Genomic DNA, 21195 nt, shown 5'->3' with positions numbered 1-21195 from the left:
CTTTTGCGCCACAAAACACAATTATAATTCGATGAATACAAATGCTTTCTCATTGCGTCATATTGGTCCTAGAGATGCGGACCAACAGCAAATGTTACAAACTATAGGTGTAGACAGTTTATACCAACTTATATACGAAACTATTCCTGATGGTATCCGTTTAAAAAAGCCTCTTAATTTAGATGCACCAATGACCGAGTATGAGTACTTAACTCACATTCACGAATTATCAAAACAAAATCACATTTTCAAATCGTATATCGGTTTAGGGTATCACCCAACTATTCTTCCTGCAGTTATTCAGCGTAACGTTCTAGAAAACCCGGGTTGGTATACAGCATATACTCCTTACCAAGCAGAAATTGCACAAGGACGTTTAGAGGCGTTGTTAAATTTCCAAACCATGATTACCGATCTTACGGGAATGGAAATAGCAAATGCATCTCTTTTAGATGAAAGTACTGCCGTTGCCGAAGCTATGAGCTTACTATTTGCTGTAAGAAGTCGTGATCAGAAGAAAAAAGGAATTAATAAATTCTTTGTTTCCGATGCTATTTTACCTCAAAGTTTAGCTTTGTTACAAAGCCGTTCTAATCCGATTGGTATTGAACTAGTTATTGGAGATGAAACAACATTCGATTTTTCTTCAGAATTCTTTGGTGCTGTTCTTCAATATCCAGGAAAAGATGGATTGGTAAGTGATATTAAAACATTCATTGAAAAAGCAAATGAAGCTGATATTAAAGTGGCTGTTGCTGCAGACATTTTAAGTTTAGTAAAACTTGAAGCTCCTGGTAAATTTGGAGCAGATGTTGTTGTAGGAACCACGCAACGTTTCGGAATTCCAATGGGTTATGGAGGTCCTCACGCCGCATATTTCGCAACCAAAGAAGCTTACAAACGAGATCTTCCTGGTCGTATTATTGGGGTGACTAAAGATATGAATGGAAACCGTGCATTACGTATGGCTTTACAGACGCGTGAACAACACATTAAACGTGATAAAGCAACGTCTAACATATGTACCGCACAAGTTTTACTTGCAGTTATGGCAGGTATGTACGCGGTATATCACGGACCAAAAGGATTACAATTTATAGCTAATTCTGTTCACGATAAAGCATCTGCATTATCAGAAGCTTTAAAATCTATCGGATTTAAACAAAAGAACGACACCTTTTTCGATACTTTAAATATCGAGGCAGATGCAGCCGAAATTAAACCGCTTGCCGAAGCTAAAATTATTAACTTCTACTATCCGCATGCAGACTCGGTTACTATTTCTATAAATGAAACCACCTCGCTTTCAGATATTAATGATATTATTGCTGTTTTCGCTTCATCAATAAAAGTAGAACCTATTGTTTTGGACGCTATTTCTGAATCCAATAACATTAACGAAAACCTACAACGTACAACCGAATTTTTAACTTCGGATGTATTTAATACGCACCATTCAGAAACTGAATTAATGCGTTATATAAAAATGTTAGAGCGTAAAGATTTATCATTAAATCACTCGATGATTTCTTTAGGATCTTGTACAATGAAATTAAATGCCGCTGCAGAAATGTTGCCTTTAAGTTATGCGAAATGGGGAACTATTCACCCATTTGCACCTATCGAGCAAGCAAAAGGTTATCAAACGGTATTAAAAGAGTTAGAAGCTCAATTAACAGAGATTACAGGTTTCGCAGCAACCTCTTTACAACCTAATTCAGGTGCACAAGGAGAATATGCCGGTTTAATGGTAATTAGAGCCTATCACGAATCTCGAGAAGAAAGTCATAGAAATATTTGTTTAATCCCGTCGTCTGCACATGGTACTAACCCTGCAAGTGCTGTTATGGCAGGAATGAAAGTTGTAGTCACAAAATCGACTGCAGAAGGAAATATTGATGTTGACGATTTACGCGAAAAAGCAGAATTGCATAAAGATAACTTATCGTGTTTAATGGTAACGTACCCATCTACTCATGGTGTTTATGAATCTGCAATTAAAGAAGTGACTCAGATTATTCACGATAACGGCGGACAAGTATATATGGATGGTGCAAATATGAATGCTCAGGTAGGATTAACAAATCCTGGAAATATCGGAGCAGACGTTTGTCACCTTAACCTACATAAAACCTTTGCAATTCCTCACGGAGGTGGAGGACCTGGTGTAGGGCCAATTTGTGTTGCGAAGCAATTGGTTCCATTTTTACCAGGAAACCCAATTATAAAAACTGGAGGCGAGAAAGCTATTAAATCTATTTCGGCAGCACCTTATGGTTCTTCTTTAGTATGTTTAATCTCTTACGGATACATTAAAATGTTAGGCGCAAAAGGATTGGAAGATTCTACTAAAGCAGCCATTTTAAACGCGAATTATATTAAAAGCCGTTTACAAGGTCATTTTGATACGTTATATTCTGGAGAATGCGGACGTGCAGCACACGAAATGATTGTAGACTGCAGACCGTTTAAAGAGCATGGAATTGAAGTTACAGATATTGCTAAGCGTTTAATAGATTACGGATTCCACGCACCTACAGTTTCTTTCCCAGTTGCAGGAACGTTAATGATTGAACCTACAGAAAGTGAAAGCAAACAAGAAATGGATCGCTTCTGTGACTCACTAATTTCTATTAGAAAAGAAATTGATGAAGCCACTAAAGACGAATCTAATAATGTCCTTAAAAATGCGCCACATACTTTAGAAATGTTAACCGCTAACACTTGGGACCTTCCATACACTAGAGACATTGCGGCCTACCCTATAGAACATGTACGCACCAATAAATTTTGGCCATCTGTACGTCGTGTAGATGATGCTTTTGGTGATAGAAATTTGATTTGTACATGTGCGCCTATAGAGGATTATATGTAATAAAATAACGATTTGGACATCGTAAATTATCTCTAAAATAAGATTGCCTTTTTAGCAAATGTCAGTATCTTCATAGATATAAAACATGCTGTAAAGGCAATCTTTTTTTAATGAACATAAAAATCACAGGAACAGGAAGTTACATACCTTCTCTTGTTCAAAAAAACGACAGTTTTCTTAATCATTCTTTCCTAAATAACGATGGAACTCCCTTCGAAAATGACAATGCTGTCATAATTGAGAAATTTAAATCCATTACTGGTATTTCTGAACGTCGTTATGTCAAGGAAGAATACACTTCATCAGACATTGGTTTTTTTGCTGCTCAGAAAGCAATTGATAACGCCAATATAGATCCAGAGACTATAGATTACATTATTTTCGCTCACAATTTTGGAGACATCAAGTTTGGAACCATCCAAAGTGATATGTTACCAAGCTTAAGCGTACGCGTTAAAAACAAACTTCGCATTAAAAATCCGAAATGTGTGGCTTACGACTTATTGTTTGGTTGCCCTGGTTGGATTGAAGGCGTTGTGCAAGCTCAAGCATTTATTAAAGCAGGTATCGCTAAGCGTTGTCTAGTAATAGGCTCTGAAACCCTTTCTAGAGTGGTAGATAAGCACGATCGTGATGCCATGATTTTTTCTGATGGTGCCGGTGCATGTATTATAGAAAAAACAGATGAAGCAGGCGGTATCTTATCTCACATTACCGAAAGTTATACCCTCGATAATGCGTTTCACCTAACCTCTGGAAAATCTTTTAATCCTGACTTAGATCCGGATACGAAGTACATAAAAATGGATGGTCGTAAAATTTATGAATTTGCATTATCCCATGTTCCAGCAGCGATGAAAGCTTGTTTAGACGAAAGTGGTGTAGACATACACGATGTTAAAAAGATTTTTATTCATCAGGCCAATGAAAAAATGGACGATGCTATTTTAAAACGTTTTTACCGTCAGTTTAAAATGCCTATTCCAGATAATGTTATGCCAATGACTATTGGTAACTTAGGTAACAGCTCTGTTGCTACCGTCCCTACGCTTTTCGATATGGTTAGACACAATAAATTAGAAAATCATAGTCTTAACAAGGGTGATGTTATTATATTTGCCAGCGTTGGTGCAGGAATGCACATTAATGCCATAGTTTACAAATATTAAATAGCACCGCAGAAGCGGAATAAGAATAGTATGTACGAAAGCCATTTTCCACATAAGCGTTATAAAAACACCATTGAATTCTTAGAGATCCACGTTCCAAAAGCGTCGAGTCTTTTAGATTTAGGTGTAGTAAACCCGTTTACTAAAGTCATGGAAGACCATGGGTTTAAAGTTGAAAATACAACCGGTGAAGATTTAGATCTTGACACCTCAGCATTACAACATTCAAATGCCGATGTGGTTACCGCTTTCGAAATTTTCGAACACTTACTTTCGCCTTTTACGGTTTTAAAAGCTATTAAAGCCGATAAGTTAGTTGCCAGTGTGCCTCTTAAATTATGGTTTGCAGAAGCGTATAGAAGTAAAACCGATATGCGGGATAGGCATTACCACGAATTTGAAGATTGGCAGTTCGATTGGTTACTAGAAAAAGCTGGCTGGGAAATAAAAGCACGACATAAATGGACAAATCCAACAAATAAAATTGGTATCCGTCCTATTCTTAGGCGTTTTACGCCGCGCTACTATATTGTTTATGCTGAACGGATTTCAAAGTAAAATCTGCTTTTTATAAAAAATAGCTATCGTAATCTTTGCGATATAAGATTTAAATATTGAATTTCATAGCATGAATTTTTACATTGTCATTCCCGCACATAATGAAGATGATTCTATAGGTCGTACTTTAGAATCGTTAGCAAAACAAACCCTGTTGCCAAAACAATTGGTTATTGTTAATGACCATTCTACAGACAACACCCAAGCTATCGTAGAATCTTACATTGAAAAACATTCATGGATTTCTATTGTGAACGTACAATCGTCCGAAAAACATTTACCAGGTTCTAAAATTATAAATGCCTTTTACAAAGGATTAGATACGCTAGATGAGAATTATGACATCATGTGTAAGTTCGATGCCGATTTAATCTTCCCTGAAAACTATTTAGAAACGATTTCTAGTCATTTTAAAACCAATCCAACATTGGGTATGGTTGCTGGATTTTGCTACATTAAAAAGGATGAAGATTGGATTTTAGAAGATTTAACTAACAAAGACCATATTCGCGGAGCTCTTAAGGCTTACCGAAAACAATGCTTTTTAGATATTGGAAAATTAAAGCCTGCCATGGGTTGGGATACCATTGATGAATTATTAGCAAAGTTTAATCATTGGGAAATTCTTACCGATGAATCACTGCACGTAAAACACCTAAAACCTACTGGCGCAAGTTATAATAAAGCTTCAAAATATATGCAAGGTGAAGCCATGTACAAAATGCGTTATGGCTTTTCTATCACCGCTATTTCTGCTTTGAAACTAGCCATGAAGAAAAAGAATCTCTCTCTTTTTAACGATTATATGTCTGGCTATTTTAAAGCTAAAAACGAAAATATAGAACCTTTAGTGACTCCAGAACAAGGCGAATTTATAAGAAAGTTACGTTGGAAAGGGATGCTGAAGAAATTTGGGTTTTAGTTAGTGGTTAGTGGTTAGTGGTTAGTGGTTAGTGGTTAGTGGTTAGTGGAAAAAAATAAATTCAGTATACATTCAAAAATTTATCGCTTTTGATTTCACGACAATCAGTTGCCGTAATATTTCCTTAATAATGAGAACCTGAAACAAATTCTAGTAGACAAAACCTCAGCTAAAAGTAATAAACTATTTCGCCGTGTCATGCTGAATTCTTATCAAAGACTATGTTATATCATACTAATTAATTTATACTCCAACGTTCTATGTTTGCATGGTGTTCGAGCGGAGTCGAGAACTAAAATTTATTTATGGAATAGTATATTATTCTCCACTACACTCGAAGACCGCTATAATGATGTTTTGAATTTTATAAGATATTACAAGAACGAGAATATATCTGAAGTTTATTCTAATAACATTTTGTATCTCCATGGTGTTCGAGCGGAGTCGAGAACATATCACACTAGGTGCTATCGCACCAATTCAAAGCATAAAAAAACACCTCAACATATACTGCTGAGGTGTTTTTGATTTATAATGATACTCTAAAATAATTTCAGAGTGACCTATTTACTTTAAACTCGCTAAACTAGATGTAATCGTTTCAATTTTAGCTAAAGCATCTACTTCTTTTTTACGTTCGTTAGCAATGACTTGCTCAGGTGCTCCTGCTACAAAACGTTCGTTAGATAACTTCTTTTGAACCGATTTCAAGAAACCTTCCGTGTATTTTAATTCTTCGGTTAGCTTTACAATCTCCGCTTCAACATCTATTGCGCCTTCCATAGGAATAAAATACTCGTTAGATTTTACTCGGAATGTTAAAGCGCCTTCTACTGGTTCTGTAACATAATCGATAGCCTCCAAGTTCCCTAATTTAGAGATGACAGCATCGAAAGCAGTATTCGCATTTTCGTTATTAATTACAGAGAAACCAATAGCATCTTTAAACGCAATATTTTTCTCTTTACGAACGGTTCTAATTCCAGAAATCACTTCCGAAGCAAATTCAAACTGAGCAATTAAATCTTTATTTATCGCCTTCGCTTCTGGCCATTTTGCAACGATTAATGCTTCTTCCGGCGTACGCTCAGCAATATATTGCCAAATATCTTCGGTTAAGAACGGCATAAACGGGTGAAGAATTTTTAAATTATCTTCGAAACGAGCCATTACACTATTGTACGTTGTAGCATCGATTGGTTGCTGATAAGCAGGTTTAACAATCTCTAGTAACCAGCCACAGAAATCGTCGTAAATCAATTTATAAATACTCATTAAGGCATCGCTTAAACGGTATTTACTAAAGTGGTCTTCAATTTCTACTAATGCATCTTGGAACTTCGCTTCGTACCATTCTAGAGCAATTTTACTAGACTGTGGTTGCTCAATAGTTTCACTAACTTCCCATAAATTGGTTAAGTTAAAAGCGTTCCAAATTTTATTTCCGAATCCTTTTCCTTGTTGGCAAAGGGCTTCATCGAACATTAAATCGTTTCCAGCAGCCGAACTTAAAAGCAATCCTACACGCACACCATCTGCACTATAATCATCTATAAGTTTAAGTGCGTCTGGTGAATTACCAAGAGATTTACTCATTTTACGACGTTGCTTATCGCGAACTAATCCCGTTAAGTATACGTTATTAAATGGTCTTTCGTCTTTGTACTCGTAACCCGCAATAATCATTCTAGCCACCCAGAAAAATAAAATGTCTGGCCCGGTTACTAAATCGTTTGTTGGATAATAATACTTGATTTCTTCATTCTCTGGATTACTAATCCCGTCGAATACACTCATTGGCCATAACCAAGACGAGAACCAAGTATCTAAAGCATCGGTATCTTGTTTTAAGTCTTCAGCTTTTAAATCGGCTTTCCCCGTTTTTTCCTGTGCTAAGGCCACTGCTTTTTCAATAGTTTCAGCAACTACGAAATCTTCTTTTCCATCACCATAGAAATATGCAGGTATTTGTTGTCCCCACAATAACTGGCGCGAAATATTCCAATCACGGATATTTTCCATCCAGTGACGGTAGGTGTTTTCGAACTTCTTCGGGAACAATTTAATTTCGGCATCTTCACCTAAAACCGCTTCGATAGCAGGCTTCACTAAATCTTCCATTTTTAAGAACCACTGGTCGCTTAAGCGAGGTTCGATAACCGCTTTAGTACGCTCAGACGTTCCTACTTTATTTACGTGAACTTCAGTTTTCACTAAAATCCCTAGAGCATCTAATTCTTTAGCTACATTTTTTCTAGCGTCAAAACGATCTTGACCTTCAAATTGCAATCCGAAACTATTTAAAGTCGCATTGGCATTAAAGATATCAATTACTTCTAAATTGTGCTTATCTCCTAAATTCTTATCATTTTCATCGTGTGCAGGCGTTACTTTTAAACATCCTGTACCGAATTCTAAATCGACATATTCATCTTCTATTATTGGCACTACACGATTAGAAATTGGCACAATCGCTTTCTTTCCTTTTAAGTGTGTAAAACGCTCATCGTTCGGATTAATACAAATGGCTGTATCCCCAAAAATAGTTTCAGGACGTGTAGTTGCAATGGTTAAGGTATCGTCGCTACCTTCAATTTTATAGTTTATATAATATAAATTCCCTTGACGTTCTTCGTGAATAACTTCTTCGTCAGACAAGGTCGTTTGTGCTTCTGGATCCCAGTTTACCATACGATAACCACGGTAAATTAATCCTTTGTTATGCAAGTCGACAAATACTTTAATTACAGCTTCCGACATATCGTCGTCCATTGTAAATTTAGTTCTATCCCAATCGCAAGAACATCCTAATTTTTTAAGTTGCTCAAGAATTACCCCACCGTACTCTTCTGTCCACTCCCAAGCATGGGCTAAGAATTCGTCCCGAGTAAGGTCGTTTTTATCTATACCTTGTTCCTTTAATTTAGCAACTACTTTGGCTTCGGTAGCAATAGAGGCGTGATCGGTTCCAGGCACCCAACATGCATTCTTACCTAACAATCGGGCACGGCGCACCAATACATCTTGAATGGTATTGTTTAGCATGTGTCCCATATGCAACACACCGGTAACATTTGGTGGCGGAATTACAATAGTATACGGTTCTCTTTCGTCTGGTGTAGAATGAAAATAATTGTTTTTCATCCAGTAATCGTACCATTTACTTTCTACTGAATTAGCATCATATTTTGAAGGAATATCCATCGGCATAATTTTGAATCTTTGTATTGCTTAAAGCGAAAAAACACAACCTAAAATACGTCCTTAACGAGATCACTATTTAGAGTTAGTTTGAACACTTTGGAATAGTTTTTGAATATAAGATGCAAAAGTACTTATTATTCTTTTGATGTGAAATTATATTGCGTGTTTATAGAATTACTACCTTAATATATTATTAATCTAGAATCAATAACGCTAATAATCTTGCATAATGAGTAAAAAGTATTTACGTTTACACTAAAATTAAATTAAATTATCATGAAACAGATTATAACTATTTTATTTATCGGACTAGTAACATTCTCAATTCAGGCGCAAAACAAAGTCGCAAAAATTGAATTTAAAACAGATGTTATAGACTACGGAACAATTAATAAAGGAGCTGATGGCGTTCGTGTTTTTGAATTTACAAACACTGGAGATGCCCCTCTTATTGTTTCTAAAGTAACCTCTAGTTGTGGTTGTACTGTGCCTAAAAAACCAGATGCTCCAATTATGCCAGGTGCTACAGGAGAAATCTCTGTAAAGTATGATACGAACCGTGTTATGCCTATTAGAAAAACGATTACGGTTATGTCTAACGCAGAAACACCAACAGTAGCTTTAAAAATTAAAGGTGAAGTTATCGATCCGAGTGCTACAAAATAAAAGCTGAATCCTGTATTCAACTACTTATATATTAAACCTCTTAAGTGTACACTCAAGAGGTTTTTTTATGGCGTATAATTAAAAACAATAGCCATCATCCTTCTAAGAATCTCTCTAAATTAAAGGGCTGAGGATGTTAAAAGACTTAAAATACTTATAAATATAAATATCGTATATCGGAATTGCAGTATATTGTAATCTCGATCCATTATAATCACGTACAAGAGATAAAATTCTAATAATCTATGATCCTTAAATCTATTAAAACTTTAATTTTTTGCAGTTTTATTATCTGCGTTAGCTGTAAAGACAACACCCCCGAAAACACTAAAAAAACAATGAGCGACAATGTACTTATCCAGGAATGGACAGGACCTTACGACGGCGTTCCTGCATTCGACAAAATGTCTGTAGCAGCTGTAAAACCAGCTATGGAAGAAGCTATGGCTCTTAACCTTGCAGAAATAGATTCTATTGCCAACAACGAAGAACCTCCAACTTTCGAAAATACAATTGTAGCTATGGAACGTGCTGGAAAACCTTTAGGACGCGTCTTTGCCTATTACGGCATTATGAGTTCCAATGTATCTACGCCAGAATTTAGAACTGTTCAAGCAGAACTAGCACCTAAACTATCTGATTTTAGATCTAAAATTTCCCAGAACGAAAAACTCTTCAAGCGAATAAAAACAGTTTACGAAGATGCTTTAGAACATCCTTTAGAAGATCAAGCGCAACGTGTAGTGGAATTAACGTACAAGCAATTTGAAATGAATGGTGCAAACCTAGATGCTGAAAAGAAAAAACGCTATGCTGAAATAAACAAAGAACTATCTTCACTTTACACCGCCTTTGGAAATAACATTTTGCATGACGAAGAAAACTACATTACCTACTTAACCGAAGATCAATTGGGAGGATTAGCCGATGGGTTTATAAAATCTGCAGCAAAAATAGCGACAGATAAGGGTGAAGATGGAAAATATGCGATTACCAATACTCGTTCTTCAATAGATCCATTTTTAACCTACTCTACCCATCGCGAATTACGAAAACAAGTTTGGGAAAACTACTATTCTAGAGGCGATAATGGAGATGAATTTGATAATAATGAGATTATTGTTCAAATTTTAAAATTGCGAAAAGAACGTGTTGGCCTGATGGGATACGACAACTATGCAGCATGGCGTTTACAAGACCGAATGGCTAAAACACCAGAAAACGCTATGGATTTAATGATGGCTGTCTGGCCGGCATCCATTGCTAGAGTACAAGAAGAAGTTCAAGATATGCAAACCGTAGCAAACGAACTTGGAGATAATATTACTATAGCACCATGGGACTATAGATATTATGCAGAAAAAGTGCGTAAAAAGAAATACGATTTAGACAGTGATGAGGTAAAACAATACCTGCAATTGGATAAATTAACAGAAGCCATGTTTTTTGTTGCTGGCGAATTATTCAATTATAACTTCACTCCGGTTTCCGATGGATCTGTTCCTGTGTTCCAAGAAGATGTAAAAGTTTGGGAGGTTACAGATAAAGATTCCGGTAAACATATTGGATTATGGTATCTAGATCCTTATGCCAGACAAGGTAAACGCTCTGGAGCTTGGGCTACAACGTACAGAAGCTCATCGTCTTTTGATGGCGACACTAATGTATTAGCATCCAATAATTCTAATTTTGTAAAACCTGCTCCGGGAGAAGCTGTTTTAGTTTCTTGGGACGATGCCATTACATTTTTTCATGAATTTGGTCATGCCCTACACTTCTTTTCGGCAGACGTAAAATACCCGACTTTAAATGGAGGCGTACGAGATTATACAGAATTTCAATCGCAATTATTAGAACGTTGGTTATCTACAGACAAAGTCATTAACACCTATTTGGTACACTACAAAACCGGTGAACCTATTCCGGCTAGTTTAGTTGAAAAAATAAAAAAAGCATCTACATTTAATGAAGGCTTTAATACTACCGAATATTTAGCTTCTGCCCTTATCGATATGAAAATACATTTAGCAGATCCTGAACATATGGATGTAGATACTTTTGAACGCGAAACGTTAGACGCCTTAGGAATGCCAAAGGAATTACCTATGCGACATAGAACACCGCAGTTTAGCCATGTATTTTCAGGCGAAGGATATGCTACGGCATATTACGGATACATGTGGGCAGATGTTTTAACAAGCGATGCCGCAGAAGCTTTTAAAGAATCTGAAGGTGGATTTTACGATAAAGAGGTTGCGAAGAAGTTGGTAAAATATTTATTTGCACCTCGAAATGCCATGGATCCTGCAGAGGCCTATAAGAAATTTAGAGGTCGCGATGCAAAGATTGAAGCTTTAATGAAAGACCGTGGATTCCCGATTAAATAATGCAACTAGTTAAGAGAACACTTATTTAGTTTCTTTGCTAAATATTAACGGAATGAGCAATAATTATTAAGTTAAGAGACCATTCTAATTTATAATTATTGCTTATTTTAGATTGACTTAAAGTGTGTTTATAGCCAATAACAATACAACGATTTCTAGTTGACTTACACTCTAAATTTCAAGTCATTTAACATGCTTTTTAAAACGTATTAAAAACAAAAACGACATCAAAAAACAAAAATAATGTTAGCATCTACTCGTGAAAAATTACAGAAAGTTAGTACTGCAACACTTGCAACAGCACTGTTTAAACAAGGATTAAAAAATCAATTTATTCAAGGTGTAAAACCACTTGCAAAAGGAAAACCTAATATGGTAGGAGAAGCCTTTACATTGCGATACATTCCCGCTAGAGAGGATCTAAATCCGATTACCGTTTTTAAAGACCCTCAACACCCACAGCGAGTCGCAGTAGAAACCTGCCCTAAAGGAGCTGTTTTAATTATGGACAGCCGAAAAGACTGCAGAGCCGCTTCTGCTGGTTCCATATTAGCATCTCGCTTAATGGTTAGAGGTGCAGCAGGTTTGGTTACAGATGGAGGCTTTAGAGATTCTGCCGAAATCGCAAAACTAGATATGCCATCTTACCACCAAACACCTTCCGCTCCAACAAACTTAACCTTGCATCAAGCTTTAGACATCAATGTCCCTATTGGTTGTGGAGATGTTGCCGTATTTCCTGGCGATGTTTTAGTAGGCGACGATGATGGTGTAATTGTTATTCCAGCACATTTAGCAGACGACATGGCAACTGAAGCTATAAATATGACACTTTACGAGGATTTCGTTACCGAAAGAGTTTTAGCAGGCCATACTATAATTGGATTATATCCACTTACTAAAGAAGAGAACGCAGACGCTTTCGAATCGTGGAAAAAAGAAAACAAATCTGCGAATTAACCTATCATTCACAGATAGATTTACAGATAAATTACATCGCACTATATCATAAAAAAACACATTTTTAATGTGTTTTTTTTATGTTTAACATCTTAGTATTTCTCAGTCAAAAACAGACTAAAAAGAGTCGCTCTTGATTACATCGTTAATATCAAAAATACCTCATAGCACTACTTCTTTTTACCCTTCTTAATTAATCTTACCATTAGAAAAACATAAATTTAAAGCAGATATGTTTTCAACATTATAAAGGTGTCATTTACAAAACTCAAATTAGATGTATATACACGGTTTTTATTTCCTACATTAGTTACCTAAAGAAGCCCCGAACCTTATATAGTATCATTATAACACCCTTTCAATAAATTAAAGTAGACTATGAAAATTGAATTAAAACTAATCTTTATATTGTGTTTATCCCCATTATTTGTAAATGCTCAGACAGATGTTATCACCAAAAAACAGAGTATTTCTGTTCCTAAAATTAATTATAAAGTATTAGAAGATTCAGAACCATGGAAAGACACTGAAGATTGGACGGAAGTAAAAACAGTTTCGGTAGACGCTAATGGTATTCCAGAAGATGCTATTGTTCTTTTTTCAGGTAATAATTTAGATGCTTGGCAGTCACCTCAGCTTCCATCTCCTGCAAACATGGAACAAGCAGAAGTTATTTCTCCAGCATTGACTTCCGATTATATTGGACAAGTTACTAAATGGGAAATTGTAGATCAAGCTATGCGCAACGCTCCTAAATCAGGTTCTGTAGCAAGTAAGCAATCTTTTGGAAGTGTACAAATGCATATAGAATGGCTAGCTCCAAAAGCAGAACATGTTACCGGACAAGATTATAGTAATAGTGGTATCTTCTTTATGGGACTTTACGAGGTACAAGTTCTTAATTCCTATAAAAACCCAACCTATAGTAATGGTCAGGCAAGTTCTGTTTATAAACAAAACAGACCACTTGTAAATGCTTCGAAACCTACAGATGTTTGGCAGAGTTACGATATTGTTTTTACAGCTCCAACGTTCGATACCAATCAAAAACTGATATCACCTGCATACCTTACCGTATTTCACAACGGTGTCTTAGTTCAAAATCATTTTGAGTTACAAGGTCCAACTCTTTTTATTGGTGAAAGTGATTATGTTTATCATCAAGAGAAACTGCCTTTAGTATTGCAAAACCACGGTTTGCCTGTACTTTATAGAAACATTTGGTTAAGGGAATTGTAATCTATAAAAGCTCATAGGTTTTAACGCAATGCATAAAAGTATGAGCGCTTATATTTTAAGTATCTATTTAAGAAACAATAAATCTCTGGAACATTATTTTAACGGGGCTTTGAGCTGAAAACTATAACTCTTTATCACCCCATTTCTGGTCACTTTTATACGTATATCATCGCCTTCTTTGGCATAAAATAATCGGATAATCTCGTGAATTTTATAATCATGAGCCCTCCTGTTATTTACACTTAATACAATATCTCCAACCAAAAGTCCGGCCTGTTGTGCGGGTGAGTTTTCACGCAACTCGACAATAGTATACGCGGGCTTAAATTCAAAATTATAAGATGGCTTTAATTCAAGATCTAAATTTATAGTCGTATCGGAAAACGCATTAGAAGTAGAGTTATCGTCGTCTACAACTAATAATTCTCCATGATGTTCTAATTCAATCCCGCTTTTGTTATAGCTAAATTCATCTTTATAAAATCTATTCTTTTTTAGAGTTAATCGTGCGTTTCGGTAATCTACAATCATATTAAAACGTTTTAAAACATTACCTGAGACACTTCCGTTTCGTATTTTTAGCCGTTTAGCAAAATGTATAGCACTAGAATCGGGATAAGACACATTAACCTGTTTTAAGGTAAAAGATCTAATTTTAAGCTCCTGTATTTTCGCCCGTTTTCCATACACACTACCACTGAGTCCGTTCCCTAAAAAATCTATAAAGTAATTTTCATTTTCATATAACCCTAAATTTTCATCCTCAAAAATCCACATCGAATCACTACCTCCAGAATCCACCAATAACTTTACAGGTACATATGTATCGTTCAATTTAACTTGAGCATTTATATAGGGCTTATTATTATAAAATTCGAAATTTACTGTTTCGCATGATTCACATGCTTTATAAACATATTCATTAGGATGGTGCAGTTTTATAAAACGTCTGCCGTAATTAATTTCAACTACAAAATCTTTAAATATATCGAATCCAATAATGCCATGGATGGGAACTCCTAATTGCGGCGTAAAATTTAAACTCGCATCATGAATAGCATATATTTCTTGATTTAGATTTACAGCCTCTCCTATTTTAAAAACATTATTTCTAGACTTTAAGGCTTCAAACGCATCGCCTTCACCTAAGCCACGTAAAATAAATGCTTCTGTATTATTTATTTTAAGCGTATCCTTTTCGTTTAAAAAGCTAAAAACAATGGGTTTAGAAACACCCGTATCCAGTATAAAAGACAAGTCTACACCATTAATTTGAACTGGAATTACAACTAAATTATTAATTAATTTGAAGCGCACTTTATCCGACTTCTTATTATTCTGAAGTTTAAATTTTGTCTGTGAAATTCCTATAAAAGGCACACAAAACAGAAATACTAAAAAAAAGCGCAAATTTTTCATGATTACACAATATTTACCCTCTTTAATTTACGAATTTATTTTTATAACATCATAATTAGTGCTTTCTCAGAAAATTCATCAACTTTGTAGTATAATTTTTATACTATGCCAAAGATATCTAATAAGGGCCAGAACATGCCCGAATCTCCAATTCGTAAATTGGTTCCCTACTCAGAAAAAGCATACAAAGCTGGAAAAAAAGTGTATCATTTAAATATTGGTCAGCCTGATATTAAAACACCTCAAGTCGCTTTAGACGCAGTAAAAAATAACACTTTAACAACTATAGAATACTCACGCTCTGAAGGTTCTGAAGAATATAGAACCAAGATTGCGAATTACTACCATAAGAATGATATTGAAGTAAAACACGACGATATTATTGTTACCACGGGAGGAAGTGAAGCTTTACTTTTTGCGTTTGGAAGCATTATGGATACCGATGATGAAATTATTATACCTGAACCATTTTATGCTAATTATAACGGATTCTCGACATCTTCTGGTGTAAACGTGGTTCCTGTAATTTCTAAAATTGAGAATAATTTTGCTTTACCTCCTATTTCTGAATTCGAAAAACTAATTACTCCTAAAACCAAGGCCATCTTAATTTGTAATCCTGGTAATCCTACAGGGTATTTATATTCTAAAGAAGAAATTCTTCAACTTGCTGAATTAGTTAAAAAACATGATTTATTTTTAATTGCAGACGAAGTATATAGAGAATTTGCTTACGATGGTGTAAAGCATCATTCTATTATGTCTATTGATGGTTTAGAAGATTATGCCATTATGATAGATTCTGTGTCTAAACGTTACAGCATGTGTGGCGCAAGAATTGGATGTCTTGTCTCTAGAAATAAGGATGTTATTAAAACAGCCTTAAAGTTTGCACAAGCCCGTTTAAGTCCGCCAACATTAGCACAAATCGCAAGTGAGGCCGCTTTAGATACGCCACAAAGTTATTTTGATGAGGTAATTACAGAATATGTAGACCGCAGAAACACTTTAATCTCTGAATTACAAACCATCGAAGGTGTAAAAATAGGGGTACCAAAAGGTGCTTTTTACTGTATTGTAGAACTTCCTATTAAAAACGCCGATAAATTTGCTCAATGGTTATTAGAAGAGTTTGATGTAGATCAGGAAACTGTAATGGTTGCTCCTGCAGCTGGATTTTACTCAACACCAAATATGGGATTAAATCAAATTAGAATTGCTTACGTTTTAAATAAAGAAAGTTTAATTAAAGCTGTTCATCTTTTAAAAGAAGCTTTAAAAGTTTATAAAGACTAGTGAATATACAACACCATGTTTCTTTAAAACCCTATAATACTTTTGGAATAGATGTTGTTGCAAAGCATTTTGTAACAATATCTACTCTGGAAGATTTAAAAGAGGTTTTAACTCTTAAGGACTACCCTAACAAACTTCTTTTAGGTGGCGGGAGCAATATATTATTAACTAAAGACGTAGATGCTTTAGTCATTCTTATCCGTTTAAAAGGTATTTCTATTGTATCTCAAACCAACGATACCGTTTTAGTGAAAGCCAATGCAGGTGAAAATTGGCACGAATTTGTGCTATGGACCTTAGCACAAGATTTTGGCGGATTAGAAAATTTATCCCTAATCCCTGGAAATGTGGGCACTTCACCTATTCAGAATATTGGCGCATACGGCGTAGAATTAAAAGATACTTTTGAATCTTGCGAAGCTTTAAATATCGAAACCCATGCGATAACTACATTTAATAAAGATGCATGTGCGTTCGACTATAGAAATTCTATATTTAAACAACACGCTAAAGGCCAATACATCATTACCTCGGTAACCTTTAAACTAAGTACTAAAAACCACCAACTTCACACCAACTACGGTGCTATAAAATCGGAATTGGAAACCAGAAATATTATAGAACCTACAATACAAGAGGTTTCTAAAGCGGTAATAGCCATTCGAGAAAGCAAATTACCTAACCCGAAAGAAATTGGAAACAGTGGTAGTTTTTTTAAAAATCCTGTAGTAGATAAATCTGTTTATTTAGACCTATTGAAACAGTTTCCCAATGCTCCAAGTTATCCGGTTTCAGAACGCCTTGTAAAAATCCCAGCGGGTTGGCTTATAGAAACTGCTGGATTTAAAGGAAAACGATTAGGGAATTACGGTGTACATAATAATCAAGCGCTAGTTTTAGTGAATTACGGCGGTGCTTCTGGTTTTGACATTTTAAGATTATCCGAAATTATACAAACTACGATTAAAAGAATCTTCAATATAACCATCGAATCCGAGGTTAATATCTTATAATTCGCAATTTTTTATATAACTTTGGTTAATTGCGTCCATTTGTAATTAACTAACTAAAACTGATATTTTGATTGCACCTATCGAACAAGAGATTGTTGAATTATTAAAGCATGGCGATAAAAAAGCTATTGCTTTACTATACCAGCACTATGCCGATTCGCTATTAGGTGTTATATCTAAAGTAATCGCCGATGAAGATTTAGCACAAGATGTGCTTCAAGAAAGTTTTATAAAAGTCTGGAAGAAAGCAAAGTCTTACGACTCAAGTAAGGCAAAACTATTTACTTGGTTATACAGAATTTCTTACAATACAGCTATCGATAAAGTCAGATCTGTATCAAATAAAGAAAGTAAAGAAGTCCAAATTGAAGGTTCAAACGTATATACTATATCGGCTAAAGGTTTAAATCAAGATGTCATGGACATTAAAAAGCACCTCCAGTCTATAGACCCAAAGTACCAAATTGTACTTAATGCCCTTTTCTTTGAAGGCATGACCCAGCAAGAAGCTAGCGATGAATTAGAAATTCCGTTAGGCACTATAAAATCGAGATTAAAAATAGGACTTCGCGAGTTGAAAAAAATTTACGATCCAGAATAAATAACAGTCATGAATGATAAAATAACTACATTTTTAAATTCTGATCTTTTAGAGAAATATCTAATAGGAGAAACGACTTCAGAAGAAAACGAATTAGTTGAAAATTATATCTCTAAATTTCCAGAAGTAGAGAATGCTTACAACACCATGCAACATCATTTAGAAATCACCTCTAAATTTAATGCCGTTGAAGCTCCATCTTCGGTATTAGTGAATATTTTACAAACACTGGACGATGAAAAGCCAGTAATTAAATTAGACACCGAACCTAATACACAAAAATCGTGGTACGGATACGCCATAGCAGCTAGTTTTGTCGCTGTGCTGTTTGCTTGTGCTTCCGTTTTCATTTTTTCTAAGAACTTAGAATTAAAGAAAGAAAATCAAATTGTTGTTGATGAGATATTCGACTTAAGAAGCGACATCGAATTAAACAATCAGAAACTAGATAATGTCATGGCTCAGTTTAAGCAATTAAACAATCCTGAAACACAGAAATACATTATTAAAGGAAATAACCGAGCAAAAAACTTAAAAACGGTTGCTTACATTAATCCTAAAGAGAGAACATCTATGTTAGATGTGGTCTCTTTACCAGAATTACCACAAGAACAATGCTATCAAATTTGGGCAGAATTAAATGGTAAAATGATAAGCCTAGGAATTCTAGACGAAACAGATAGACAACTAAAATCTATTCCATATACAGAAAATGCACTCGGATTAAACATTACTATCGAGCCTAAAGGCGGTAATACAAATGCATCTTTAGAAAATTCTGTTGCCGAAATTGAATTAAATAGTAGAGAATAAACACAATCAACTATTAGCGATTAGGGCCTCACTTTTAATTAAAAGTGAGGCCTACTTTTTTTTACGCTTTATTAAAATATAGTACCTTTGCAAAACATTAAATAGGTTTTTAAAACATCAGATTTATATACAACCTATTGATTAAATATACGGTTATGAAATTATTCATTTTAACATTAGTTTTATTAGGACTAGGAGTTGCAGGAATTGCGATTAAAATATGGGCAAAAAAAGATGGTAAATTTGCAGGAACATGTGCAAGCCAAAACCCGATGTTAAACAAATCTGGCGAATCTTGCGGATTTTGTGGAAAAACGCCAGAACAATATAAAGACTGTAGCGAACCTCAACACTCTTAAGTCCCTTCATGGTTGCACTCGACATTTTATTCTACAGTTTTGTAGCAATTGTCCTTATTCAGTTATTTTATTATTTAATTTTTCTTAGAACGTTTGCGTATCTAAAACCTAAACCTACACAAAAAACTGACCTTCCTGTTTCTGTAATCGTCTGTGCAAAAAATGAAGAAGAGAATTTAAAAAAATTCCTCCCTTCCATCTTAAATCAGGACTACCCGATTTTTGAAGTTGTTCTTATTAATGACGCATCTCATGATGACACATTAAGTGTTTACGAACATTTTTCGGAACAATACAACAACATTAGAATTGTTGACGTAAAAAACACAGAAGCATTTTGGGCAAATAAAAAATACGCTTTAACACTAGGAATAAAAGCATCAAAGTACAATCACTTATTATTTACAGATGCCGACTGTACGCCACTAAGCAACACGTGGATTACAGAAATGGCTAGTGCCTTCGAGACTAAAAAATCTATTGTTTTAGGGTATGGTGGCTATGCAAAAATTAAAAACTCGCTTTTAAATAAGTTAATCCGATTTGAAACGGTATTAACGGCTTCTCAGTATTTTTCTTATGCTAAATTAGGCGTTCCTTACATGGGTGTTGGTCGTAATTTAGCTTACACCAAACCTTTGTTTTTCGAAGCGAATGGTTTTATAAATCACATGAAAGTGGGTTCTGGAGACGATGACTTATTTGTAAACCAAATGGCAACAAGTAAAAATACAGCACTTTGTTTTACGCCAGAAAGTTTCACAAAATCGCAACCTAAAAAAACCTTTGGTGCTTGGATAAAGCAAAAACGCAGACATGTGTCTACAGTTGCTCATTATAAAAAAAGTCATCAGTTTTTATTGGGATTATTCTATGCCTCACAACTTCTATTTTGGATCTTAGGTATTGTATTATTATCCCTTTTATTTAGGTGGGAAATCGTAGTTGGCTTATTTACCTTACGTATTTTGGTACAATGGATTATCATGGGAAAAAGCGCTAAAAAACTTAACGAATCCGACTTAGTCATCCTAATTCCTTTCTTAGAACTTTTCGTTATTCTAACGCAATTAGGTATATTTATAACGAATAAGATCTCAAAAACCCATACTTGGAAATAGAACACGCCATACAAAAAGCCAAACAAAACGATCAAAAAGCGTTTAATTATCTACTTCACACCTACTGGGAAGATGTTTATGGGTTTCAGTTAAAACGGATTGGAAACGAAAATGATGCCGAGGATATTACCATACAAACCTTTTCTAAAGCTTTCGATAAAATTGACACCTACAACCAAGACTATGTTTTTAAAACTTGGTTAATTACCATTTCTAAAAATCTACATATTGATTTACTTCGGAAGGAAAAAAGCTCCATCTCTCGTCAGATAACTAAATCTGATGAAAAAGCCATTAATCAGGTTTTAGACGAATCTCCTTCTGCCGAAGACAAAATTATTACCGAACAAAATTTAGCCAAGCTACTAAGAGATATAAAGAAGTTAAAACCGCATTATCAAGAGGTGATTAATCTTCGTTATTTTCAGGAGTTATCCTATAAAGAAATTTCAGTAGAACTTAAGGAGCCTATAAATAATGTGAAGGTAAAATTGCTTCGAGCAAAAAAACTTCTTGCCGAAATTATTCAAAACCCATAACATTCAATATTTTATATTTTGATTAGTTTCCGCTAGACCGCAATATGTTGCTAG

The 21195-nt window shown here is 34.9% G+C and carries 17 protein-coding genes; 15 read left to right on the top strand and 2 right to left on the bottom strand.

What is annotated here, in order from left to right:
- The first annotated feature begins 31 nt into the window (after positions 1-31).
- The 4 genes from gcvP to ACKC83_RS08240 all read left to right on the top strand — a co-directional run bounded on the left by gcvP (position 32) and on the right by ACKC83_RS08240 (position 5524).
- Complete coding sequence (gcvP, locus tag ACKC83_RS08255; protein WP_434037698.1) at positions 32-2875, top strand: aminomethyl-transferring glycine dehydrogenase; 2844 nt, start codon at positions 32-34, stop codon at positions 2873-2875.
- Between the two features lie 110 nt (positions 2876-2985).
- Positions 2986-4044 (top strand): 3-oxoacyl-ACP synthase III family protein, encoded by a 1059-nt coding sequence (locus tag ACKC83_RS08250; RefSeq protein ID WP_434037697.1) that lies wholly within the window; start codon positions 2986-2988, stop codon positions 4042-4044.
- A 30-nt stretch (positions 4045-4074) separates the two neighbouring features.
- Positions 4075-4602 carry a methyltransferase gene (locus ACKC83_RS08245; RefSeq protein ID WP_434037696.1) on the top strand — a complete coding sequence of 176 codons (528 nt, stop codon included), beginning with the start codon at positions 4075-4077 and terminating at the stop codon, positions 4600-4602.
- A gap of 70 nt (positions 4603-4672) precedes the next feature.
- A complete protein-coding gene (locus ACKC83_RS08240) occupies positions 4673-5524 on the top strand; it encodes a glycosyltransferase family 2 protein (protein WP_434037695.1) in 852 nt (283 codons plus the stop codon).
- A 567-nt stretch (positions 5525-6091) separates the two neighbouring features.
- On the opposite strand, the gene ACKC83_RS08235 is transcribed toward ACKC83_RS08240, so the two are convergent.
- Positions 6092-8728 (bottom strand): valine--tRNA ligase, encoded by a 2637-nt coding sequence (locus ACKC83_RS08235; RefSeq protein WP_434037694.1) that lies wholly within the window; start codon positions 8726-8728, stop codon positions 6092-6094.
- A 276-nt stretch (positions 8729-9004) separates the two neighbouring features.
- Between ACKC83_RS08235 and ACKC83_RS08230 the strand changes: the two genes are divergently transcribed.
- The 4 genes from ACKC83_RS08230 to ACKC83_RS08215 all read left to right on the top strand — a co-directional run bounded on the left by ACKC83_RS08230 (position 9005) and on the right by ACKC83_RS08215 (position 13980).
- The gene (locus ACKC83_RS08230) at positions 9005-9394 is read left to right on the top strand and encodes a DUF1573 domain-containing protein (protein ID WP_414036172.1); all 390 of its coding nucleotides are present in this window, start codon (positions 9005-9007) and stop codon (positions 9392-9394) included.
- A 245-nt stretch (positions 9395-9639) separates the two neighbouring features.
- Entirely contained in the window at positions 9640-11781 is a 2142-nt protein-coding gene (locus tag ACKC83_RS08225; protein ID WP_434037693.1) for a M3 family metallopeptidase, read from the top strand.
- A 243-nt stretch (positions 11782-12024) separates the two neighbouring features.
- Positions 12025-12741: a ribonuclease activity regulator RraA gene (locus tag ACKC83_RS08220; protein ID WP_434037692.1), complete on the top strand. Its 717-nt coding sequence runs from the start codon at positions 12025-12027 to the stop codon at positions 12739-12741.
- A gap of 378 nt (positions 12742-13119) precedes the next feature.
- Entirely contained in the window at positions 13120-13980 is an 861-nt protein-coding gene (locus ACKC83_RS08215) for a 3-keto-disaccharide hydrolase (protein ID WP_434037691.1), read from the top strand.
- Between the two features lie 93 nt (positions 13981-14073).
- Here the strand turns inward: ACKC83_RS08215 and ACKC83_RS08210 are convergent, their stop codons facing one another.
- Positions 14074-15399, bottom strand: coding sequence for an aspartyl protease family protein (locus ACKC83_RS08210; RefSeq protein ID WP_434037690.1), 1326 nt, complete (start codon positions 15397-15399; stop codon positions 14074-14076).
- Between the two features lie 105 nt (positions 15400-15504).
- On the opposite strand from ACKC83_RS08210, the gene ACKC83_RS08205 reads away from it, so the two are divergent.
- The 7 genes from ACKC83_RS08205 (at position 15505) to ACKC83_RS08175 (ending at position 21141) form a co-directional block, all read left to right on the top strand.
- Positions 15505-16695 carry a pyridoxal phosphate-dependent aminotransferase gene (locus ACKC83_RS08205; RefSeq protein ID WP_414036177.1) on the top strand — a complete coding sequence of 397 codons (1191 nt, stop codon included), beginning with the start codon at positions 15505-15507 and terminating at the stop codon, positions 16693-16695.
- Entirely contained in the window at positions 16695-17708 is a 1014-nt protein-coding gene (gene murB / locus ACKC83_RS08200; RefSeq protein ID WP_434037689.1) for a UDP-N-acetylmuramate dehydrogenase, read from the top strand. The genes ACKC83_RS08205 and murB overlap by 1 nt, the downstream gene beginning before the upstream one ends.
- Positions 17709-17775: 67 nt before the next feature.
- Positions 17776-18309: an RNA polymerase sigma factor gene (locus tag ACKC83_RS08195; protein WP_434037688.1), complete on the top strand. Its 534-nt coding sequence runs from the start codon at positions 17776-17778 to the stop codon at positions 18307-18309.
- A 9-nt stretch (positions 18310-18318) separates the two neighbouring features.
- Positions 18319-19122 carry an anti-sigma factor domain-containing protein gene (locus ACKC83_RS08190; RefSeq protein ID WP_414036180.1) on the top strand — a complete coding sequence of 268 codons (804 nt, stop codon included), beginning with the start codon at positions 18319-18321 and terminating at the stop codon, positions 19120-19122.
- A gap of 155 nt (positions 19123-19277) precedes the next feature.
- The gene (locus ACKC83_RS08185) at positions 19278-19481 is read left to right on the top strand and encodes a membrane or secreted protein (RefSeq protein ID WP_414036181.1); all 204 of its coding nucleotides are present in this window, start codon (positions 19278-19280) and stop codon (positions 19479-19481) included.
- 8 nt (positions 19482-19489) lie between these two features.
- Positions 19490-20602: a glycosyltransferase gene (locus ACKC83_RS08180; protein WP_434037687.1), complete on the top strand. Its 1113-nt coding sequence runs from the start codon at positions 19490-19492 to the stop codon at positions 20600-20602.
- A complete protein-coding gene (locus ACKC83_RS08175; RefSeq protein ID WP_414036183.1) occupies positions 20593-21141 on the top strand; it encodes an RNA polymerase sigma factor in 549 nt (182 codons plus the stop codon). Before ACKC83_RS08180 ends, ACKC83_RS08175 begins: the two co-directional genes overlap by 10 nt.
- Positions 21142-21195 lie beyond the last annotated feature (54 nt).

Origin of the sequence: Formosa bonchosmolovskayae (assembly GCF_051016085.1) — a bacterium.
Taxonomy (GTDB): Bacteria; Bacteroidota; Bacteroidia; order Flavobacteriales; family Flavobacteriaceae; genus Formosa.
This window is presented reverse-complemented; position numbering and strand designations above follow the sequence as displayed.